This window comes from Sulfitobacter sp. SK025, from assembly GCF_003352105.1.
Lineage (GTDB): Bacteria > Pseudomonadota > Alphaproteobacteria > Rhodobacterales > Rhodobacteraceae > Sulfitobacter > Sulfitobacter pontiacus.
In genome coordinates, this window is sequence record NZ_CP025813.1 from 18,446 (window position 1) to 38,571 (window position 20,126).

Below are 20,126 nucleotides of genomic sequence, written 5' to 3' on the forward strand. Positions count from 1 at the left end.
GCCCAATGGAGGACGCCATGTACGTCGCAGAGAAAATCCGAGAACCCGCACAGATCAACGCCGTCGCGTTGAAGGCCTATGCGCGCGTGGTCGATGCTTGGGGCCTTAACCTGAACGAAGCGGCTGGCCTTGCCGATATGACGGTGAGCACGTGGAAGCGTGCCAAGAAGCCGGATTTCGCGGGGGAACTGACCAAGGATCAACTGCTGCGGCTCAGTGCGGTGATCGGCATCTACAAATCGCTCGAACTCTATTTCTCCGAGCCGCTCGCGCGAAGCTGGTTCACCCGGCCGAACACGGGGCCGCTCTTTGGGAGCAGCCGTCCGGTTGACACGGCGATCGACGGCGGCTTGCCGCAAATTCTCGCGGTTCGGACCTATCTGGATGCGCTGCGTGGTGGGGCATGAAGCAGACCGAGATTTCCGATCGCGGTCTCGTTCGTCTTCTGCCCGCTACCTACCACAAGCCGCCATCCCTGCGCGGTCTCGTCGATACCGATGACGAGATGGAGATCCTCGCAGAGATCGAGGGCCTGACCAGCGGCCGCCTTCTGGCCGAACGTGGCCGCAATCCCCATCTGGACCCGCGCGAGCTTGCCTGGCAGCGGCGCAGCCGCGATCTGCGCATTTACGGCGACAGTCATGTCAACGCCGCCTTCACCTATACCCGCGCCGGCGGGAACCGCTTCAACACCGAAGATCGTGGCGCCTGGTACTGCGCGTGGGAGGTGATGGTTTCTGTCAGCGAAGTGGCCTGGCACCGCACCCGTGAACTCGGCTTTACCGGCAGCTTCCATGACAGCGCTCGCTATGTGGAATTGTTGGCGGATTTCATCGGGATCTTCGATGATCTGACCTATGAGCCGGAACACCCAGCGCTGCATCCCGATCCGGCTGTCGGATATCCCGAGGGCCAAAGCCTGGCCCAACATCTTCGCCGGGCTGGATCGCGGGGCCTGATCTACCCCTCAGTTCGGGCTCCCGCGCCGGGCGGGAATTGCCTCGTCTGCTTCGAGCCCCACGCCATCCAGAACGTCCGGCCGGGCGCGTCTTGGGATCTTGTTTGGGATGGGACACCGCACTACTCGCTTACTGCCGTCGGCTGACGAGTAATGGCGCATGCGCTTTTTTTGGGGGGGGCGAAGACATGAAACCGGCAAACGGCAACAGGCCGGACGTCACGCATTTGAAGCCGTGTGACCATCAGTTGTTCTTTGAGGCTTTGGACTGAGTCCGCCGGTCTTCTGGGCTTCCTATAGACGCGCTGAGGAAGGCGACGTCTCTGCCCCCAAGAGACCACTATAGTTTTCTTCGATGAGGTTGCTTTTCCAGCGTTATGGACGCTCCAATATCACCATTTCCAAAGAATTGATGGACTAGCCCCACGTGAAGGGAGATCTGAAGACGCTGGGTCGAAAGACGGCAACGACTCGCAGCGGTTGCCGAAGGTCTCAGCGGTGTACGTCCCGGTCTGCCGCCGCGACCAGACCTTGGTCCTTCGGACAGGAGCTTGACCGAGGCTGATGTCCCAAAGGGCAAATCTGCCAATCTATAGGTTGGCAACTACGCTCGGTTTGCCAAGCCACGGTATGGCAGAAGCTCCGGAAGGCCGGAGCTAGCCGGTGCCGTGCTCACTTGTTCCCGTCGATCCACTTCGACATCAGCCCCTTGTCGCGGAAACACTCATCCGGCACGGCGCGGCGTTTGATCCGGGCGAGACGCTCTGCGAAGGCGACCTGTTTGGACGAGGGCAGGCTGTCCAGCGCTGTCGCAGGTGTGAGCTTGGCTTGTGCGTCGATCCAGGCGCTCAGCGACCGCCGATCTTGCTGAACCTCCCACGGCAGAAGCGTCTGGTTGCGCAGGGCCAGAGCGCGCGCATAGGCGATCTGCTTTGGCGTCGCGGGCAGGACGTAAGTGGTGCTTTCCATCGGGGATCTCCCTTCTTAGCTTGGTTTCAAAATAGAACATAACAGGAACAAAATCAAGCCACCTGCGGAAATCATGGGGTTTGAGAGGAAGAGGATGGCCGGGGAAGGTCAGGCCTGAGGGTGCCCGAAAGAGGGTGTCTGGGCCTGATCCTGTTCCTCATTCCGGAGTTTCCCGATGACCCATCTCGCCCATTTTGCGACCGAGCGCGCGCTTGCGCCTGTTGCCCCCATCCCGTCCCTCGATACGGCTGCTGCGATCTTGAGCGTGGCCGAAGCGCTGCAGCCCGATCTGGCGCAGGGTGCGCCGATCGACGCGCTTCGCCTGCGCGTTGAGATGGAGCGCGTCTTTGGCGGCTCTGACGCGACCGGCGCCTGGGACTGGAAGCTGGCCTATGAAGCGGGCGAGGCAGCGCTGGTCCTGTTCCTGCGGAAGTTCGGCCGTGCGCTCCTGGCCCGGGCGGGCTCGCCCGCGGCTCTGCTGCCGATTCTTGCCAAGGTGTCCGGCCTTTTGCCGACCCATACGCGGCGGTCTGAAGAGATGGAGCGGTTCCAGCAATTCTCGACACCGCTGCCCATGGGGCTGGCGGCACTGGCTGCAGCACAGATCACCGTGTGCGATCTGGTGCTGGAGCCATCGGCTGGGACGGGCCTTCTGGCGGTCCTCGCAGAAATCGCGGGCGGCAGCCTCGCGCTGAACGAGTTGGCCGACACCCGCGCCGATCTTCTGCGCCGCCTGTTTCCGGGGCTTCCGGTCACGGGCTTCGACGCAGCCCAGATCGACGATCATCTCGACGCGGACCTGCGCCCGAGCGTCATCCTGATGAACCCGCCCTTCTCGGCGGTGGCCAATGTCGACGCTCGCACCACCGAGGCGACAGCCCGGCATCTGCGCTCGGCGCTTGCGCGTCTGGTCCCCGGCGGACGGTTGGTCGCCATCACCGGTGCCAGTTTCGCGCCCGATGCGCCCGCCTGTGCTGAGACCTTCGGTCGCCTGACCCAGACCGCGCATCTGGTCTTTACGGGTGCTGTGTCGGGTGCGGCCTTCGCCAAGCACGGCACCAGCTTCGAGACGCGGATTTCGGTCTTCGACAAATGCCTCGGTGGCGAGGCGGGCGGCATCACAGCCGATCTGGCGCGCCCGATTTCGCCTGATGTCGCCAGCCTGCTGTCGCTGATCACTACCCATGTCCCCCCGCGCCTCGCGCTGGCGCAGGTCGCACCAGCCCGGCAGGGCCCCTCTTCCCACTTTCCGGGAAATCTTGCCCGCACCACGCGGGCAGCCATCAGCACATCGCGCGCCACGCCAGCAACACCCGCCACCAACACCGCTCCGCAGATCGAGGCCGCAGACCTCGCCTATACCCTGCGCGATGCAACCGAGGACGGGGCCAGCGCGCGCCTGTCAGATGCCATTTATGAGACCTTCCGCCTGCAGGCGATCGACATTCCCGGAGCGGAACCGCACCCGACCAAGCTGGTGCAATCGGCGGCCATGGCTTCGGTCGCTCCTCCGAAACCCAGCTACCGGCCCAAGCTTCCAGCCGTCATCCTGCGCGATGGCCTTCTGTCCGACGCGCAGCTTGAGACCGTGATCTACGCGGGCGAGGCGCATGGCGCGTATCTCGCGGGGTCTTGGACTGTCGATGAAACCGGCGACATGGTCTCGGCCGCGCCGGACGATGCCCCTGACGCCGTCCGTTTCCGCCGGGGCTTCTTCCTTGGCGACGGCACCGGGGCGGGCAAGGGCCGCCAGTCGGCCGGGATTGTGCTCGACAACTGGGCTCAGGGGCGGCGCAAGGCGCTCTGGATTTCGAAGAGCGACAAGCTTCTCGAGGACGCTCAGCGCGACTGGTCTGCCCTCGGCCAGGAGCGGCTTCTGGTGACGCCCCTGTCGCGGTTCGCGCAGGGTCGCGACATCCCGCTTTCCGAAGGCATCCTCTTCACCACCTATGCCACGCTCCGCTCGGAAGAGCGCGGCGCCAAGAAATCCCGCGTCGATCAGATCGTCGACTGGCTGGGGGTGGAATTCGACGGGGTGATCCTCTTTGACGAAAGCCATGCCATGGCCAATGCCGCCGGATCGAAAGGCGAGCGCGGCGATGTCACGGCCTCGCAGCAGGGCAGGGCGGGCCTGCGTCTCCAGCATAAGCTGCCGAATGCCCGTGTGGTCTATGTCTCGGCCACCGGGGCGACCTCGGTGCACAACCTCGCCTATGCGCAGCGCCTCGGTCTTTGGGGCGGGGAGGACTTTCCGTTCGCGACGCGCGCGGAATTCGTCGAGGCCATTGAGGCGGGCGGCGTGGCGGCCATGGAAGTGCTGGCGCGCGATCTGCGATCCCTTGGCCTCTACACCGCCCGGTCGCTTTCCTACGACGGCGTCGAATACGAGCTGCTCGAGCACGCGCTGACGCCGGAGCAACGTGGCATCTACGATGCATATGCGCTCGCCTTCGGAGTCATACATCGGAACCTGTCCGCGGCGCTGGAAGCGGCCAACATTACTGGCGAATCCGGCGGCACGCTGAACCGGCAGGCCAAATCCGCCGCGCGCTCGGCGTTCGAGTCTGCCAAGCAGCGCTTCTTCGGCCATCTGCTGACCTCGATGAAAACTCCCACGCTGATCGCCGCCATCGACGCCGATCTCGCCGCAGGCCACGCGGCCGTCATCCAGATTGTCTCGACGGGCGAGGCGCTGATGGAGCGCCGCCTGTCGGAGATCCCCACGGACGAGTGGAACGATGTGCGGGTGGACATCACGCCAAGAGAGGCTTGCCTGGACTACCTCGCCCATTCCTTCCCGGTGCAGCTCTATGAGCCATTCACCGATAGCGAAGGCAACCTCTCCTCGCGCCCGGTCACGCGCGATGGCCAGCCGGTCGAATGCCGCGCGGCCGCCCGGAGGCGCGACGCGCTGATCGAGCATCTGGCCAGCCTGCCGCCGGTGCCCGGGGCGCTCGACCAGATCGTCCAGCGTTTCGGCACCGACCTTGTGGCCGAGGTCACGGGCCGCTCGCGCCGCATCGTGAGAAAAGGCGATGGTCCTGCCGCGCACCTCGTCGTCGAAAGCCGGGCGGGATCTGCCAACCTCGCGGAAACCGCCGCCTTCATGGATGATCAGAAGCGCATCCTGATCTTCTCGGATGCGGGCGGCACGGGGCGCAGCTATCACGCCGATCTCGGCGCCAAGAACCAGCGCCTGCGGGTCCACTATCTGCTGGAACCCGGCTGGAAGGCGGATGCGGCCATCCAGGGTCTTGGGCGTACCAACCGCACCAATCAGGCGCAGCCGCCGCTCTTCCGGCCGGTGGCCACGGATGTGAAGGCAGAGAAGCGGTTCCTCTCCACCATCGCGCGCCGACTTGACACGCTGGGGGCCATCACCCGGGGCCAGCGCCAGACCGGCGGGCAGGGGCTGTTCCGCCCCGAGGACAACCTCGAGTCGCCTTATGCCCGCGATGCCTTGCGCCAGCTTTACTGCCGCATCTATCGCGGCGATGTCGCGGGGTGCTCACTTGGCGCTTTCGAGGATGCCACAGGTCTCAGCCTGACCGATGACAGTGGGCTGAAGGATGATCTGCCCCCGATCACGACCTTCCTCAATCGCCTGCTGGCGCTGACGATCGACATGCAGGCCGTGCTGTTCTTGGTCTTCGAGGAACTCCTCGACCAGCGAATCGAGGGCGCTATCGCTGCCGGCGTCTACGACCTCGGGCTCGAGACCCTGCGCGCCGAAAGCTTCCGCGTCACGGATGCCCGGGTGATCTATACCCATCCCGGCTCCGGCGCGGAAACCCAGCTGCTGAGCATCGCGCAAAAGCAGCGCAACACGCCGCTGTCACTGGCCGATGCGCTCGACTGGCTCGACGATCCCAAGGCACGCCTGCTGTTCAACAGCCGCTCGGGCCGGTCTGCCGTGCAGGTGACCGCGACCAGCCTGATGCTGGATGATGGCACCATCGAGCCCCGCCTGCGGTTGATCCGCCCGCTGGAGGCCAGCACGGTGCCGGCCAGGATGATGGAGGACACCCACTGGCTGGAAGCCGATCGCGCGGCATTCACCGCCGCGTGGACCGCGGAACTGGCCGAGGTGCCGGAATTCTCGGAAACCACGCTGCACATCGTGGCGGGGCTGCTGCTGCCTATCTGGAAGCAGCTCCCCGAGGATGAAACCCGCGTCTACCGGCTGCAGACCGATGACGGTCAGCGCATCATCGGTCGCCGCGTTTCGCCGTCGTGGGTCGCGACCACACTTACCGCCGATGCGCCGAAGCTCACGGCGGCGCAAGTCCATGCTCTTGTTCTGGAGGGCAAGACGGTCGTGCGCTTGGCCGAAGGGATGGAGCTGCACCGCTCGCGCGTCATGGGCGTCAACCGGATCGAGCTGTCGGGCTTTTTGGGTGCCGCCAAGGACCGGCTGAAGGCAGATGGGTTCTTCTCGGAGATCATCGCCTGGAAGCTGCGGCTCTTCTGTCCAGCAGACTCCAGCGGCATCGCAGTGCTTGATCGTCTGCTTGCACGTTGTCCCGTGACAGGACTACATGCGCGTGGAGGGTGCTGAGCCATGTATTCCGAGACTGAAGATGTGATCCGCGCTCTGGCGGAGAACGCAGAGAGCGTGTGTCGCGCCTACCTTCCCGCCGGACGGCGGGAAGGGTCCTACTGGATCGTCGGCGATTTGCAGAACAACCCCGGCCGGTCGCTCTTCGTGCGGCTGACTGGACCCACATCAGGACCGGGAGCCCGTGGCAAATGGCAGGACGCGGCTGTCGGACTGCATGGCGATCTCCTCGACATCATCCGCGAGCGAACCGGGATCTCGCGCTTTCCCGATCTTCTGGCCGAGGCCCGAGCGCATCTTGGCCGTCCGCAGCCGGTCCCCCCGAATACGCCAGTGCCGAAGAAGCCCAAGGCCCCCGGTGGCACACCAGCGGCGGCGGCGCGATTGTTTGCAGCCTCGGTGCCAGTCGCAGGCACGCTTGCCGACACTTACCTTCGCGCCCGGGGCATCACCCAAGGCGGCATGACGAGTGCGCTGCGCTTCCATCCGAAGTGCTGGCATCGGGACGAGGGCCAGACCAGCAGCATCCTCAGACCGGCGCTGATCGCCGCGGTCACCGATGGGGCAGGGGCCTTGCAGGGCGTGCATCGAACCTGGCTGGCTCTTGACGGTCAGGGGAAAGCGGATGTCGAGACGCAGCGGCGTGCCATGGGTCACCTCCTCGGCAATGCCGTCAGGCTGACCCCGCATGAAGACATCCTCGTGGTCGGCGAAGGCATCGAGACCATGCTGTCCCTGTCCGAGGCGGCCTCCGGCCTTCCCGTCTGGGCGGCTCTCTCGTCGGGTCACCTCGGGGCGGTCCAGTTGCCGGAGGGGCTGCAGCGCCTTTACATCGCGATCGACCGCGATCCGGCCGGGCAACGCGCGGCAGAGAGGTTGAGCGCCAGAGCCCTTGATGCCGGGATAGCCGTACGGGTGCTGGAGCCAGGGCTCGGGGATTTCAACGATGATTTCCGGGAGAACGGCAAAGAGGCGCTGCGCCAGCATCTGGCAGGGCAGATCGGGCTTGAGGATCGGCAGCGCCTGTCAGGCTGAGCAGCATCGCGCAGGGGGCGGTCAGGGGCAGAGGGGGGTAGGGGTCCTGCAGTCCTGTCGCGGGTGTGGATCATCACCTTTGCCTCTTCCCGGGTAAATCTCATCCACCCGACACCCGCGCGGCCTTCAAGAGATGGGCAGGCGGCCGTCAAAGGGGACGCCCCATCAAGGGCGGCAGGCAAGCTATTTCCGCCGCGGGGGGCGAGCCCCCGCTTTGCATCGCGAAACAAATAGCTTGCCTGCCGCCCTCCTCCACATGCGTTCCGGCCCCGAAAGGCGGGGTGAAGGGGCGTCCCCAGTGACAGCTTTCGCAGCCCATGAAGGCCGCGCGGGTTGTCGCGCGGATGAGACAGGCCCGGAGGCAAGAAACCGATGACGATCCACACCCACGACGACGCGTATGAACCCGCCCACACCGCATCCCAGACCGCCCATGCGCTCGACGAGTTGCAGCTTTATGGCTTCCGTCCTTTTGATGAGCCCGATCCGCGCCCGATGCCCGATGGGCAGCGCCTTGCGGTCGCCGTCGCCGACATCTTCGATGCCCTCGTCGCGAGCCTTGAAGACACCCGCATGGAACCCGACCTCGAAGAGGTGCTCTGGGGCCAGGTCAACCTCTTCCACCGCGCGACGGCCCGGATCGAGCGGTCGCTCGATGAAAACGAACAGGCGCAGCGCCGCCTCCAGCGCGAGCAGGACGGCTCCGAGGTGAAATCCACCGAACTCGAGCGCCTGACGGCCGAAGGCCTGACGCTGATCGAACGTCGGAACTGCATGGACATGATGCGCGATCACGCCGCGACCGAGTTTGTCCATCATACGGGATCGACCTGGCGCCCCCGCACCGGCTCGATGGTGAACCGTCAGCACATGACCGCCGCCCTCATTGACAGCCGCGACTTCCTCGCCGCCAAGCGCCGCGCAGAAACCGAGGTGATGTTGCCCGCAGGCCCCAAGGTTGCCCTCACCGGCGGGACCGACTTCAACGATCACCGGCTGATCTGGGGAAAGCTCGACCAGGTCCGGACCAAGTATCCCGACATGGTCCTTCTCCACGGTGGAAGCCCCAAAGGCGCGGAACTCATCGCCGCCAAATGGGCCGAGGCCCGCGGCGTGACGCAGGTGGCCTTCAAGCCCGACTGGAGCAAGCACGCCAAGGCCGCGCCTTTCAAGCGCAACGACGCCATGCTGGATGTGCTGCCCGTCGGTGTCCTCGTCTTCCCGGGCACCGGCATCCAGGAAAACCTCGCCGACAAAGCCAAGAAGCTCGGCATTCCGGTCATGAAGTTCGAGAAGGGGGCATGAGCCCCCTTTTCCCCTCGCGGGGAAATCGAGGTGGAAGCGGAGGCTTCCACCTGATATTGTGTAGAAAACCTCAGTCGATCACTACATGTACCACAGCCCGATCCAGCTCGATGTCTTCCCGACCGACGTGCAGATGCGCCGGATTGATCCGGCGCGGAACATGCGTCGCTTCTATCGGCTGAGCATTCAGCCCGATCTCTTCGGCGGGGCGAGCCTCGTACGTGAATGGGGCCGCATCGGCGCGCGCGGGCAGATGATGATCGAGCAGCATCCGGATGAAGGGCGCGCCGTCACTGCGCTGATGAAGCTTGCCGCGGCGAAGAAGCGGCGGGGGTATGCATGAAGTGCGCGCGTGCGAAACGGCGCGAAACCAACGTAAGGAGAGGGAGATGACACTCGACACGGACAAGATCGACGACGCAGCCCTCGCGATCCTCAGCCTGACGCTGCATGACGGTGATCGGGTCTGGAAGGGGATCGATTGGAACATCACAGACCGGCTTTTTGAGAAAGGCTTGATCTATGATCCGAAAAACAAGACGAAATCACTGAGCTTGACGCCAGAGGGGATCGCACATGCGCGGGCAATTCTCGCGCGGGAGTTCAGCAAGGCCGAGTGAAAACGGGTTTGTGATCGTCGTAAGCGTTTCCTGGACCGCACCTTCCCAGTTTTTGCCTGACCTGCGACTCCGCGCCTGACGGAGATCGGGGCAGGAGTTTCGCGATGGCGACTACAGTGGAGTTTCTCAGGGACTACGGGGTGGAGATACGGGCCAATGGCCAGAAGCGATGGCCGGACGAGGTCAAGGCGCAGATCGTTGCAGAAAGCCTGAAGCCTGGCGTGACGGTGAACGCGGTTGCGGCGCGGTATGGGCTTCGGGCGAACCACTTGTCGGAATGGCGTGGTCGGGCGCGGGACGGGAAGTTGGTTTTGCCTGCGTTGGCGGACGACGGCTTTTGCTTTGCGCCTCTCGTGCTGTCGGATGGACATGCGGTGTCTGTGCCAGCGCAGCCTGAGCGGTCGGGCCAGTCTGAAGCGCAGCCGTTGGGACCCATCGAGATTGCCGTGGGCCCAGTGACAATCCGGCTGGACGCTGCTACGACGGCCACAAGGATTGCGGAGATTGTGCGGGCGATTGGGCCGTCGTCATGATGCTCCCCTCGAACCGGGTGCGGTTTCTGGTCTCGACGCAACCGATCGACTTCAGAAATTATGTGGCGACGGTTATTATGCGGAGTCGAAGGCGCTGATCTGAGCTTTGCCGGGGAGGTCCGGCTCCCTCAACTCCGCATAACTATCTATCGCGCGGCAAGTATCGCGAGCAGTTTGTCGGGTGGCCGGAATTTGCCTGGTTTGATGCCGAGCGGGGCCAGCGCGTCGAGCATCTCGAGTTTTTCGGTTGGATCCGCGCGCAAGTAGATCTCGGTGCTCTGAAGCGTGGCGTGACCGAGCCACAGTGCGACCTTGCGAATGTCGCGGGTCGCCTGAAGCATGTGCATTGCGCAGCTGTGCCGCAGGACATGGGGCGTTATTGACTTGGTCGCTAGAGTGGGTGCGATGCCCGCCGCTGCAGCGGCGTGCTTTTTGAGAATATATTCGAAACCGGATCGCGTCATCATCCTGTCGGCATTGTTCAGGAAGAGCGCTGTGTCGCCAACTTCGGGTCGGATCGCGATCCAGGCGCGCATTGCGGCAGCGGTCTCCTGCCAGAGCGGCAGCACGCGTTCTCTTCGTCCTTTGCCGATGATGTGGATGCTGGCTGGCGATCGCCCGTCGAATTGGTCGAGTCCGACGCCGACGAGTTCGGAAACGCGCAGCCCTCCGGAAAAAGCCAGATGCAGCATGGCTCGATCACGGATGCCCGATGCTGTTCGTCGATCCGGCGCATCGAGCAGCGCTTGCACTTCGGCCCGCGAAAGTGACGCCACAAGTCCCTGATCGATCTTCTTCATCGGTATGGCATGTACCCGAAGCGCTTGGTCCAGCACGGCAGGCACACGGTGCTCGAGATAGCGGAAGAAGGACTTCACTGCGGCGAGCCTCGCGTTGCGCGAACGGGCCTTGTTGTCGCGCACCTGTTCGATGTGTTCGAGAAAGGCGAGGATGGTCGGCACGTCAATATCCTCGATTTGCAACAAGCACGGTCGCTTGCGCAATCGACCGGCGGCGAATGTGACCAGTAATTGGAAGCTGTAGGCGTAGGCGTCGCAAGTATGAACGCTTGCGCGGCGCTCATGGGGAAGGTGCTCACGCAGAAAGGCAGCGAGATGTTTGGCAAGGTCGGTCATCTCGACACCCCGCTGTGGAATGCCTCGCTGGCAGCCGCCATGTGCGCCATCAGTTCGGGCGTCACCTCGAGATACCAGTATGTATCGGTGACATGGGCGTGCCCCAAATAGGTACTGAGGGCCGTGATATGCCGAGCCACCAACTTGGAATCGTGCGCACAGGACTCGAGAGAGCGAACGGCAAACGTGTGGCGAAGATCGTGAATCCTGGGCCCCGGTGTTCCTGCCGCGCCGCGCAAGCCGATCGATCGTATGACCTGCAGGAAGACCGTTATCACGGTCGGATAGGCGGGCGGCGTGCCCTGATGCGAGATGAATAATGCATCGCTCGGACTGGCCGCCTTCAGGCGCGTCGCGAGATACCCGTCAAGTGCGCGTCGCGTCGTTGGATGCAGCGGCAGCTGTCGGCTCTTCTTGAACTTGGTCTGGGCAATGATAAGCCCGTCAGAGGTCACGTCCGGCAACCGCATGGCCAGCGCTTCCGAAACGCGCATGCCGGTGGCCGCGATTAGCCCGAACATCGTGGCGTAGGTGAGCGGTCGGATCGAGCCGTCGGGGCCAAGTTGCCGCGCAGCGTCGATCAGCCGTTGGATCTCAACGGGGCTGTAGATGTAAGGCGTGCGCCGCTTATAACTGGCGCTGCCGAATAGATCGACGGCGGGAACTTCATGACGCGGGTCCTCGGCACGGAGCGAGAGTGCGAAGCGGCGTACTGTCAAAAGCCGGTTGCGTCTTTGTTCCCGCGAAGGTGCCTGTAGTGCCCACTCGCGCACGGTGGCTGTCGTTACGACCTGCTCGTCGCGGCTTTCGGCAAAGGCGACGAAGTTGCGCAGAAGACTGCCCTGTGTCCGGAATTTGAACCCCAACGCCCGGTGCAGCACTACATGATCGGCGAGGAGCTGACTCAGCATGCCGGTTCTCCCGGCCAGGGTTGGGCGATCTGCGCCAGCATCGCGATATCGACCTTGGCGTAATGCGCAGTCATATCGAGGGAACGGTGACGCAGCACCGTGCCGACAGCCTCGAGTGTGGCCCCCGATCGCAGCATCGAAGTCGCCGCAGAATGGCGCAGCAAGGAAGCTCCGGCCGATGGCGGGTCGGAAATGCCTGCACGCTTCAACGCCAGCGCTACAATCGTCGAGACATGGCTGGACTGCGCAAATGACCGATAGGGGGCAACCATCATCAGAAAGACCGCTTCCTGAGGCAGGCGCGGTCGTTCCTGTTCGATATACGCCAGAAGCGCATCGCCGACCTCTTGCGGCGACGGCAGCCGAACCTGGCGACGGGCTTTGCCATTCAAGTGCAGGACACCCGACGTCCAGTCGATATCGCTTAGTTTGAGGCCAGCCACATCCCCGGCCCGCAACCCCAGGCGCGCCAGCAGAAGCAAGATCGCCCGGTCACGCAGGCGCCCCCTGGCGAGTAGATCGCAGGATGCAATGACGCGTTCGACATCGGCTGCTGCAAGATATCGCGGCAACGACGAAAGGCGCCATTGCAAGATCGGCGGAATGGCGTGATCAAGATCAGGCCGGCACAGGCCTGCGCCGGCGAGGAAACGAAGAAAGCTGCGCAAGGCGCTTGTCATGGTCCTCAGGTCGGCCGGCCCGGTTTGTTCCCGCCACTTGCGGACAACACTGCGAATCCGGGTGGCGTCATAATCGAGAGTTGCAGTGCCAAGTTCCGGCAACAGCTTGTGGAGGATGCGGTGATGGCGGGCGATCGTCCGTTCCGACAATCCCCGATGCACACGCAACCAGCGCTGATACTCGTCCAGCAGGGGATACTCTGACGCGGCCTTCAGCGCGGGTGGTGCGACGCCCGCATGTCGCAGGAAAACAACGAACCTTCCGGCGCGGCGCGCGTATTTTTGCGAAACATGCTGCCATCGCCGCCCACCGGGACATCGGCACTGGTGGGAGGCGAAGCGACGAAGAACGCCGTCATCAACTTCGTCGATCGAGATGCAAACGCCTTCGAGCCAAACCACGAAATGGCGAGCCGAAGCCCTGTAGCCATCGATGGTCAGCGGCGAATATCTCTGAGCAGCAAGCTCGGCAGCGAACTGATCGATCCAAGACAAGACTGGTCCCGGATTCAGGAACCAGCGATTACGATTTTGGGTATCCATCTTCTATCTCCTCACGATGTGAAACCATCGCGAGAAAGCATAGTTATGCGGAGTGCATATGCGTGCATGGTCTGTCTAACCGACAGTAAAAATGGCATCAGCAACGAAACGGCATACTCGACTCCGCATAATAACCGTCGCCACATAATTGCGGTTATGCAGTGCTCTGCATAACCGTAAGGGTCATGATGGCTTGGCGGCGCTGGTGTCGTCTGTTTTGCGCAAGGATCCGTTTACCGGCACGGTGTTTGTGTTCCGCTCGCGTAAGGCGGACAGGCTGAAGCTGCTCTTCTGGGATGGCACCGGTCTGGTGATGGCCTACAAGCGGCTAGAGGATGCAACGTTCACTTGGCCTGCCATCACGGACGGGGTGATGGCGCTGAATCATGCCCAGTTCGAGGCGCTGTTTGCGGGTCTCGACTGGCGCAAAGTGAAGGCGCTGGAAACCCGCCCGCCGGCTGCGGCAGAGTGAATCAACCGCTTGGTTTTGCGTGTTTTTGCGGGGGTTTTATGGTAGCTCCATCCTATGCAAACCGCACCCGCCATCGACCTTTCCACCATTCCTGCCGCGCAACGTGCGGCGGTTCTGGCGTTGATGGAAACGGTGGCGGCGCTGACGGAAATCACTCGGCGGCAAGAGCATCTGATCGCTGAATTGAACCATGCCCTGCATGGCAAGCGGTCAGAAAAGCTGTATGAAGATGAGCGGCAGCTGGCCTTCGAGGACCTGTCCATCGCCTTGGCAGAGGTCGAGGCGGAGAAGGAAACGCGGGCCGCCAAGGCGGGCGATGGGACATCCAAGCCTGCCCTAAAGCGCACCATCGGCAATCTGCCCGCGGGGCTTCCACGCATAGAAGAGGTCATCGAACCCGACAGCCTGATCTGCCCCTGCGGCTGCGGTGTCATGCACAAGATCGGCGAAGACCGCAGCGAACGGCTGGACATCATTCCCGCCCAGTTGCGCGTGATCGTGACCGTGCGCCCAAAGTATGCCTGCCGCGCCTGCACCGACGGAGTGACCCAAGCCCCTGCGCCCAGCCATCTGATCATGGGCGGTCTGCCGACCGAGGCGACGCTGGCCCATGTGCTGGTCAGCAAATATGCCGATCATCTGCCGTTGTATCGCCAGAGCCAGATCCTCGCCCGTGCGGGCGTTGATCTGCACCGCGCAGTCTTGGCCGACTGGGTCGGCAAGGCTGCGTTCCACCTGAAACCCATCGTGGACCGGATGGCTGAACATTTGAAGCGGTCATCCAAGCTGTTCATGGACGAGACAACAGCCCCGGTGCTGGACCCGGGGCGCGGTGTGACAAAGACCGGATACCTTTGGGCGCTGGCCCGCGATGATCGCCCATGGGGTGGCGAGGACCCGCCCGGCATCGTCTACTTCTATGCCCCCGGCCGCGCGGGCGGGAATGCCGAGACCTTCCTCACCGGCTTTGATGGCATCCTGCAAATCGACGGTTACACCGGCTACAACCGCCTGACCAAACCCTCGCGCAAGGGCGGCGCGCCCGTTCGGGTGGCGCATTGCTGGGCGCATGCCCGGCGCAAACTCAAGGAAATCTTCGACCGCGACGGTTCCGAGATCGCCGCCGAAGGCCTGCGCCGCATCGCCGAGTTCTATGCCGTAGAGGCCGACATCCGCGGCATCTCGCCCGGCCAGCGCCTCTCCGCCCGTCAGGCCCGCACCGCGCCGCTGGTGGCCGCCTTCGGCGACTGGCTTCAGGCGCAGCGCCGCAAGATATCCGCGAAATCCCGGCTGGGCGAAAAGCTGACCTACATCCATAACCACTGGGATGGGTTGCAAACCTTCCTGACCGACGGCCGCGTCGAGATCGACAACAACAGGGTCGAAAACCTGATCCGCCCCATCGCCCTCAATCGCAAGAACGCGCTCTTCGCCGGTCACGATGAAGGCGGCGTCGCCTGGGGCCGCATCGCCTCGCTGATCGAAACCTGCAAAATCAACGGCATCGAGCCCTTCGCCTATCGTAAGCGGTGCGCCGACCCCACACTTACGGCATATCGCCTGATCTGCGATTCAGAGGCTCTTTTGTTTCAAGGGAGTTTCTCGATGGGAGCTACAAGCGAGTTTCTTGCAATGGTGCCTCGCCGTTCTGACGGCAAGCGGAATTGGCCGCCTGAGTTGAAGGCACGGATTGTTGCGGAGACGCTGATTGAGGGCGAGACGGTCAAGGCTGTGGCGCAGAGATACGAGCTGATCCCCAGCACGGTGTCTGACTGGCGTCGGATGGCGCGGCAGGGTAAGTTGGTTCTGCCCAATTTGGACGGCATGGATTTTGTGCCTATTGAGATCGAGGCACCTGCACCTTTAGCCGAACCTCTGCCTGCCGCTTCCGCCAGCACGATTGATGTGATCAAATGCGATGTCACCATTCGTCTTGATGCTGCGACGCCAGCCGCGCGGATTGCTGCGATCGCCAAGGCTCTGGCCCCATGATCACGCCATCCCATAAGGTGCGGATCTTTGTGGCCAGCGATCCGGTCGACTTCCGCAAGGGCCATGATGGTTTGGCCGCCTTGGTGCAAAGCCAGTTGCGCCAGAAGCCGTTTGATGGGGCTGTCTATGTCTTCCGCGCCAAGCGTGCGGATCGGCTGAAGCTGATCTATTGGGACGGGAGCGGATTGGTAATGGCGTACAAACGGCTCGAAGATAGCAGCTTCACCTGGCCTGCGATCAAGAACGGTGTGATGCGGCTGGAACCGGCCCAGTTTGAGGCGCTGTTTGCGGGTTTGGATTGGCGGCGCGTGCGACCTTTGGAGACAGCGGCCCCCGCTGCGGCGGAGTGACTCATAGGGTCGTTTGGGCGGGTCATTCCGCCCTTGTTTTGTTACGGTCTCGGGCATGAGTGTGCCTGACGAATTGCCCAATGACATTGCCGAATTGAAGGCGATCATCCGCGCGCAACAAGATCAGAATGCGCGACTTGAGGCGCTGGTCGCTTCCTTCAAGAAAGCCCTCTTCGGGAGCAAATCCGAGAAGATTGATCCAGCCCAGTATGAGCTGGAACTTGAGGATATCGAGACGGCCATCGCGCAGGTGGAAGCCGAGATTGACGCCGACGCGCGCACCGCGCCCGCACGGCCAACAAAGCCACGCCAGACCAATCGTGGGTCACTGCCCAAGCATCTGGAACGGGTTGAAGTGGTTATCGAACATGACCTCTCCTGCGCCTGCGGGGCAGAACGTCATGTCATTGGCGAGGATGTCAGCGAACGGCTGGATATCATTCCCGCCCAGTTCCGCGTGATCGTCACCCGGCGGCCCAAGTATGCTTGCCGGTCCTGCGAGGGCGGGATCACCCAAGCCCCGGCACCCGCCCACATCATTGCTGGCGGCATGCCAACCGAGGCCACGCTGGCCCATGTTTTGGTGTCCAAATACGCCGATCACCTGCCGCTCTATCGGCAGGCGCAAATCTACAGGCGTCAGGGGATCGATCTGGATCGCTCGACCCTGGCCGCATGGGTCGGAAAATCGGCGTTCGAATTGACCCCGGTCTATGAGGCGCTGATGGCGGATATCAAGCGCTCAACCAAGCTCTTCATGGATGAAACACCCGCGCCGGTTCTCGCACCGGGGCGGAAACGCACAAAGACCGGGTACTTCTGGGCCCTGGCCCGCGATGACCGGCCTTGGGACGGCGATGATCCACCCGGTGTTGCCTTTACCTATGCGCCGGGGCGCTCCGGTCAGCATGCAGTCACTATCTTGAAAGGCTTCAGCGGCACCCTGCAGGTCGATGGATATGCAGGCTATAACCGTCTGCTCAAACGTCCAGCACAAGACGTGACACTGGCATACTGCTGGGCGCATGCCCGTCGCAAGCTGCATGACGTTACCCAATCCGGCGCGGCCCCGATTGGACAGGAAGGCTTGGCTCAAATCCAAGCACTCTATCGCATTGAAAAAGACCTGCTGTCAACGGCGGAGTAAAATTCGGCCATTGTGGCGGAGCAAAAGTCGGCCAGTTTGGGGCGAGCGCCTTGGAGCGTGCGGCCCTCATATAGCAAGCCCGGTCCAAGGCGCATTGGCCGTCAGGCCAATTCTGTGAGGTTCATTTGTTAGCGGCGGCGAGGCGGGCGCGGCTTTGATTGAGGCGGTAGCTTTCGCCGTTCATCTCGAGGATGTTGACGTGGTGTGTCAGCCGGTCCAGCAGCGCGCCGGTCAGGCGTTCGGTGCTGAAGGTTTCGGTCCACTCCTCGAAGGGCAGGTTGCTTGTGATCAGGGTCGACCCTCGCTCGTAGCGCTGTGAGATCAGCTCGAACAGAAGCTCGGCGCCGGTTTTGCTCAAGGGGACGAATCCCAGCTCGTCGATGATCAGCAGTTTGACCTTGGCGAGTTTGCGCTGGAGTTGCAGGAGGCGTTTTTCGTCGCGGGCCTCCATCATCTCGTGCACGAGGGCTGCGGCGGTCACGAAGGCGACAGGCAATCCTTTCTGGCAGGCAGCCAGTCCCAGCCCGAGGGCGACATGGGTCTTGCCGGTGCCGGAGGGACCGAGCGCGATCACATTCTCCTTGCGTTCGATCCATTCGCAGCGCGCCAGCTCCAGCACCATCATCTTGTTGAGCGACGGGATCGCCTTGAAGTCGAAGCTGTCCAGGCTTTTGATGGTCGGGAACTTTGCGGCCTTGATCCGGCGTTCCACCATGCGCCGTTCCCGGTCGATCAGTTCCAGCTCGGTCAGCCGGGCCAGGTAACGCACGTGATCTACGCCTTCAGCGGCGCAGATACGGGCCTGCTTGTCATGTTCACGCAAGAACGTGGGCAGCCGAAGCGTTTTGAGATGGTGGGCCAGCAGCAGTTCGGGTGCATCCGTCATGCCCCACCTCCTGCCAGCAGGCTCATGTAGGATGCGGCGGAGGTGGTGGTGATGTTGGTTCTGGGCAGGAAGGGATAGACATCCAGATCCAGCCTCGGAGGCCTTTGCTCGACCCTGCACAAGATCAGGTGCTTGATTGCATCGAAGCTGACCGCTCCCATTCGCAGGGCATCTTTGACGGCAAGATGCAGCACGTCAATCTCGAAGCGCTCCAGAAGGCGCAGGACCTGCACATACTCGCGCTTGCCGGCCTTTCCCTGCCGGGCTTCCAGCAGTCGGCGCAGGGTTTTGAACGCTTCGGGCAACTCCCAGCCCTGCAGAGGCGCGGCCTGATCGAAGGACATGATCTTGCGTTCGATCAGCGCCAGGTAATGCAGTGGATCAAACACCATGTCGCCGGTGTCATAGGAGCGCGAATGCTCAGCGATCACCTCGGCGCCGCAGCCGATAACAACCCGGGTCACGAAGCCCTTGATCCAGACCGCACGGTGGCCGTAGGCAACCGGCACCGAGTAATCATTGCCGCGATAACGCACCACCGATGTCGATGTGACCTGGCCACTTTGCAACTCACAAGCCTCAAAGGGGGTGCCGGGCAAATCCCGCATCGCCGCGAGATCGGCCTTCAGCCGTTCCCTGATGCTGACCTTGTGGCCACGCAGAACATCACCCTGGCGCTTGCGGCACTGCTCTTCCAGGTGAGCGTTGAACGCGTGCCAGTCCGGAAAGGACGGGATCGGCACCATGAAGTTGCGACGTCCGTAGCCGACCAGCCCCTCCACGGCCCCTTTGTCATTGCCCTTGCCGGGACGGCCATAGCGGTCCCGAATCACGTAATGCGACAACATCGCGCTGAACCGCTGGGTTCTTTGCCGGGAGCCATCCGGCAGAATCCGGGCTACCAGGCAGCGGTCATTGTCATAAAGAACCGACTGGGGAACCGCGCCGAAGAACGCAAAGGCATGGACATGGCCGTCAAGCCACGCCTCGGTATTGGCCGCAGGATAGGCCCGGATGTAGCATGCGTCGCTGTGCGGCAGATCGAGGGCAAAGAAGTGTGCCTTCTGCTCGACGCCGCCGATCACGACAAGCGCTTCACCAAAATCGGCCTGTGCATGACCGGGCGGATGGCTCAGCGGCACGAACATCTCCTTGCCGGTCCGCTTACGGTCTCGAACGTAATCCTTGACGATGGTGTAGCTGCCATCAAAACCGCACTCGTCCCGCAACCGCTCGAAAATACGCTTGGCGGTGTGACGCTGCTTGCGAGGGCGGCTCCTGTCTTCAGCAAGCCATTGGTCCATCTGGCTGGTGAACGCATCCAGCTTCGGGCGCCTGATCGGCGCTGTCCGCCGATATCCCGGCGGTTCCGAATAGGCCAACATCTTCGCAACACTGTCCCGGCTGATCCCAAAATCCCGGGCAATCTGACGCCCGCTCAATCCATCCTGGAAATGAGCGTGACGCACCTTCAAATACAAGTCCACGGTGTATATCCCCAAGCCCTCCCGAAATCCGAAAGGGCAAAAGTGGACGACTTTTACGCCGCCCGCGACAACACTATGCCGTCGCTACCGTGGCCGAGTATTGCTCCGCCGTTCACAATCGCATTGGGCGTGCGGATGCCATGCCAGTGGATTGTGGTCCCTTCATCTAACCCATTCTGAGCCAAAACCAGCAATCGGTCGCCCTGCCGGACCCTGATTTCAGGACCGGGGACGGACCCGTTATAGCTCCAGACATTAGTCGGGCCGTATGGTGACGGGCGCAGGGCGGCCTGTCCGGATGCCGCGCGTAGGACGAATGGGTCCCCAGTTGGATCGGCCATCGCCATTCGTGCAGGTGACAGAGCGGATAGGGCTGTGAATGCGGCACCTGTGCGAAGCACGCGCCTTCGTGAAATCGGTCTGTGGAGAATCATCGCAACTGCCTTGATCTGAAAGGGTCGCACTCAGCCAGCTTCGGCCAAGGCAACAATCAGGCCTCGCAGCAGGCGAGGCCGGTTTCAGGTTCAGACAGGCAGTTTGGGAG

Annotated in this window: 18 protein-coding genes and 2 pseudogenes; 13 read left to right on the top strand and 7 right to left on the bottom strand. The window is 62.8% G+C overall.

Features of this window, described 5'->3' with window-relative positions:
- The first annotated feature begins 5 nt into the window (after window positions 1-5).
- Both C1J04_RS18830 and C1J04_RS18835 read left to right on the top strand, forming a co-directional pair.
- Window positions 6-407, top strand: coding sequence for an MbcA/ParS/Xre antitoxin family protein (locus C1J04_RS18830; protein WP_009827200.1), 402 nt, complete (start codon window positions 6-8; stop codon window positions 405-407).
- The gene (locus C1J04_RS18835) at window positions 404-1,105 is read left to right on the top strand and encodes an RES family NAD+ phosphorylase (protein ID WP_009827199.1); all 702 of its coding nucleotides are present in this window, start codon (window positions 404-406) and stop codon (window positions 1,103-1,105) included. Before C1J04_RS18830 ends, C1J04_RS18835 begins: the two co-directional genes overlap by 4 nt.
- A 525-nt stretch (window positions 1,106-1,630) precedes the next feature.
- Here C1J04_RS18835 and C1J04_RS18840 read toward each other — a convergent pair.
- Window positions 1,631-1,927, bottom strand: a complete 297-nt coding sequence (locus C1J04_RS18840) for a hypothetical protein (RefSeq protein WP_009827198.1) — start codon at window positions 1,925-1,927, stop codon at window positions 1,631-1,633.
- A 175-nt stretch (window positions 1,928-2,102) separates the two neighbouring features.
- Here C1J04_RS18840 and C1J04_RS18845 point away from each other — a divergent pair, with 175 nt between their 5' ends.
- The 6 genes from C1J04_RS18845 (at window position 2,103) to tnpA (ending at window position 9,978) form a co-directional block, all read left to right on the top strand.
- Window positions 2,103-6,485 (top strand): bifunctional class I SAM-dependent methyltransferase/DEAD/DEAH box helicase, encoded by a 4,383-nt coding sequence (locus tag C1J04_RS18845; protein WP_009827197.1) that lies wholly within the window; start codon window positions 2,103-2,105, stop codon window positions 6,483-6,485.
- Between the two features lie 3 nt (window positions 6,486-6,488).
- Window positions 6,489-7,520 carry a DUF7146 domain-containing protein gene (locus tag C1J04_RS18850; RefSeq protein WP_009827196.1) on the top strand — a complete coding sequence of 344 codons (1,032 nt, stop codon included), beginning with the start codon at window positions 6,489-6,491 and terminating at the stop codon, window positions 7,518-7,520.
- A gap of 372 nt (window positions 7,521-7,892) precedes the next feature.
- A complete protein-coding gene (locus tag C1J04_RS18855; RefSeq protein ID WP_009827279.1) occupies window positions 7,893-8,825 on the top strand; it encodes a DUF2493 domain-containing protein in 933 nt (310 codons plus the stop codon).
- Window positions 8,826-8,910: 85 nt separating this feature from the next.
- Window positions 8,911-9,168 (top strand): WGR domain-containing protein, encoded by a 258-nt coding sequence (locus C1J04_RS18860; RefSeq protein ID WP_009827278.1) that lies wholly within the window; start codon window positions 8,911-8,913, stop codon window positions 9,166-9,168.
- 46 nt (window positions 9,169-9,214) lie between these two features.
- Complete coding sequence (locus tag C1J04_RS18865) at window positions 9,215-9,445, top strand: DUF6429 family protein (protein WP_037954952.1); 231 nt, start codon at window positions 9,215-9,217, stop codon at window positions 9,443-9,445.
- A 104-nt stretch (window positions 9,446-9,549) separates the two neighbouring features.
- Window positions 9,550-9,978 carry an IS66-like element accessory protein TnpA gene (gene tnpA, locus C1J04_RS18870; protein ID WP_009827276.1) on the top strand — a complete coding sequence of 143 codons (429 nt, stop codon included), beginning with the start codon at window positions 9,550-9,552 and terminating at the stop codon, window positions 9,976-9,978.
- A 146-nt stretch (window positions 9,979-10,124) separates the two neighbouring features.
- Here tnpA and C1J04_RS18875 read toward each other — a convergent pair whose 3' ends face one another.
- The 3 genes from C1J04_RS18875 to C1J04_RS18885 are packed head-to-tail and all read right to left on the bottom strand — an operon-like array spanning window position 10,125 to window position 13,248.
- Window positions 10,125-11,114, bottom strand: coding sequence for a tyrosine-type recombinase/integrase (locus tag C1J04_RS18875; protein WP_009827275.1), 990 nt, complete (start codon window positions 11,112-11,114; stop codon window positions 10,125-10,127).
- On the bottom strand, window positions 11,111-12,025 hold the full coding sequence (locus tag C1J04_RS18880; protein WP_009827273.1) for a tyrosine-type recombinase/integrase: 915 nt from the start codon (window positions 12,023-12,025) through the stop codon (window positions 11,111-11,113). Before C1J04_RS18880 ends, C1J04_RS18875 begins: the two co-directional genes overlap by 4 nt.
- The gene (locus C1J04_RS18885) at window positions 12,019-13,248 is read right to left on the bottom strand and encodes a tyrosine-type recombinase/integrase (protein ID WP_037954950.1); all 1,230 of its coding nucleotides are present in this window, start codon (window positions 13,246-13,248) and stop codon (window positions 12,019-12,021) included. The genes C1J04_RS18880 and C1J04_RS18885 overlap by 7 nt, the downstream gene beginning before the upstream one ends.
- Before the next feature lie 205 nt (window positions 13,249-13,453).
- On the opposite strand from C1J04_RS18885, the gene tnpB (C1J04_RS18890) reads away from it, so the two are divergent.
- From tnpB (C1J04_RS18890) to tnpC (C1J04_RS18905), 5 genes and pseudogenes are all read left to right on the top strand, one after another.
- The gene (gene tnpB / locus C1J04_RS18890) at window positions 13,454-13,720 is read left to right on the top strand and encodes an IS66 family insertion sequence element accessory protein TnpB (RefSeq protein WP_254693902.1); all 267 of its coding nucleotides are present in this window, start codon (window positions 13,454-13,456) and stop codon (window positions 13,718-13,720) included.
- A 54-nt stretch (window positions 13,721-13,774) separates the two neighbouring features.
- Window positions 13,775-15,232: pseudogene (gene tnpC, locus C1J04_RS18895) on the top strand (IS66 family transposase); the annotation flags it as partial.
- Between the two features lie 120 nt (window positions 15,233-15,352).
- On the top strand, window positions 15,353-15,712 hold the full coding sequence (locus C1J04_RS19650) for a transposase (protein ID WP_009826847.1): 360 nt from the start codon (window positions 15,353-15,355) through the stop codon (window positions 15,710-15,712).
- On the top strand, window positions 15,709-16,062 hold the full coding sequence (tnpB, locus tag C1J04_RS18900; RefSeq protein WP_009826846.1) for an IS66 family insertion sequence element accessory protein TnpB: 354 nt from the start codon (window positions 15,709-15,711) through the stop codon (window positions 16,060-16,062). Before C1J04_RS19650 ends, tnpB (C1J04_RS18900) begins: the two co-directional genes overlap by 4 nt.
- A 55-nt stretch (window positions 16,063-16,117) precedes the next feature.
- Window positions 16,118-17,191 (top strand): annotated as a pseudogene (tnpC, locus tag C1J04_RS18905) (IS66 family transposase); the annotation flags it as partial.
- A 139-nt stretch (window positions 17,192-17,330) separates the two neighbouring features.
- On the opposite strand, the gene istB reads toward tnpC (C1J04_RS18905), so the two are convergent.
- Genes istB through C1J04_RS18920 form a run of 3 tightly spaced genes read right to left on the bottom strand, consistent with a single transcriptional unit; the run spans window position 17,331 to window position 19,923 of the window.
- Window positions 17,331-18,095 carry an IS21-like element helper ATPase IstB gene (gene istB, locus C1J04_RS18910; RefSeq protein ID WP_009824782.1) on the bottom strand — a complete coding sequence of 255 codons (765 nt, stop codon included), beginning with the start codon at window positions 18,093-18,095 and terminating at the stop codon, window positions 17,331-17,333.
- The gene (gene istA, locus C1J04_RS18915; RefSeq protein ID WP_114865400.1) at window positions 18,092-19,591 is read right to left on the bottom strand and encodes an IS21 family transposase; all 1,500 of its coding nucleotides are present in this window, start codon (window positions 19,589-19,591) and stop codon (window positions 18,092-18,094) included. Before istA ends, istB begins: the two co-directional genes overlap by 4 nt.
- A gap of 44 nt (window positions 19,592-19,635) precedes the next feature.
- The gene (locus tag C1J04_RS18920) at window positions 19,636-19,923 is read right to left on the bottom strand and encodes a multicopper oxidase domain-containing protein (RefSeq protein ID WP_254655206.1); all 288 of its coding nucleotides are present in this window, start codon (window positions 19,921-19,923) and stop codon (window positions 19,636-19,638) included.
- Between the last annotated feature and the right edge of the window lie 203 nt (window positions 19,924-20,126).

Excerpts from the sequence above, each read along its gene's own strand:
- C1J04_RS18865 (WP_037954952.1), top strand. The coding sequence starts at position 9,215 with ATGACACTCGACACGGACAAGATCGACGACGCAGCCCTCGCGATCCTC.
- istB (WP_009824782.1), bottom strand. The coding sequence starts at position 18,095 with ATGACGGATGCACCCGAACTGCTGCTGGCCCACCATCTCAAAACGCTT.
- C1J04_RS18875 (WP_009827275.1), bottom strand. The coding sequence starts at position 11,114 with ATGACCGACCTTGCCAAACATCTCGCTGCCTTTCTGCGTGAGCACCTT.
- C1J04_RS18845 (WP_009827197.1), top strand. The coding sequence starts at position 2,103 with ATGACCCATCTCGCCCATTTTGCGACCGAGCGCGCGCTTGCGCCTGTT.
- C1J04_RS18850 (WP_009827196.1), top strand. The coding sequence starts at position 6,489 with ATGTATTCCGAGACTGAAGATGTGATCCGCGCTCTGGCGGAGAACGCA.
- C1J04_RS18840 (WP_009827198.1), bottom strand. The coding sequence starts at position 1,927 with ATGGAAAGCACCACTTACGTCCTGCCCGCGACGCCAAAGCAGATCGCC.
- tnpA (WP_009827276.1), top strand. The coding sequence starts at position 9,550 with ATGGCGACTACAGTGGAGTTTCTCAGGGACTACGGGGTGGAGATACGG.
- C1J04_RS18835 (WP_009827199.1), top strand. The coding sequence starts at position 404 with ATGAAGCAGACCGAGATTTCCGATCGCGGTCTCGTTCGTCTTCTGCCC.
- C1J04_RS19650 (WP_009826847.1), top strand. The coding sequence starts at position 15,353 with ATGGTGCCTCGCCGTTCTGACGGCAAGCGGAATTGGCCGCCTGAGTTG.
- C1J04_RS18860 (WP_009827278.1), top strand. The coding sequence starts at position 8,911 with ATGTACCACAGCCCGATCCAGCTCGATGTCTTCCCGACCGACGTGCAG.
- tnpB (WP_009826846.1), top strand. The coding sequence starts at position 15,709 with ATGATCACGCCATCCCATAAGGTGCGGATCTTTGTGGCCAGCGATCCG.
- C1J04_RS18855 (WP_009827279.1), top strand. The coding sequence starts at position 7,893 with ATGACGATCCACACCCACGACGACGCGTATGAACCCGCCCACACCGCA.
- C1J04_RS18830 (WP_009827200.1), top strand. The coding sequence starts at position 6 with ATGGAGGACGCCATGTACGTCGCAGAGAAAATCCGAGAACCCGCACAG.
- C1J04_RS18880 (WP_009827273.1), bottom strand. The coding sequence starts at position 12,025 with ATGCTGAGTCAGCTCCTCGCCGATCATGTAGTGCTGCACCGGGCGTTG.
- C1J04_RS18885 (WP_037954950.1), bottom strand. The coding sequence starts at position 13,248 with ATGGATACCCAAAATCGTAATCGCTGGTTCCTGAATCCGGGACCAGTC.
- C1J04_RS18920 (WP_254655206.1), bottom strand. The coding sequence starts at position 19,923 with ATGGCCGATCCAACTGGGGACCCATTCGTCCTACGCGCGGCATCCGGA.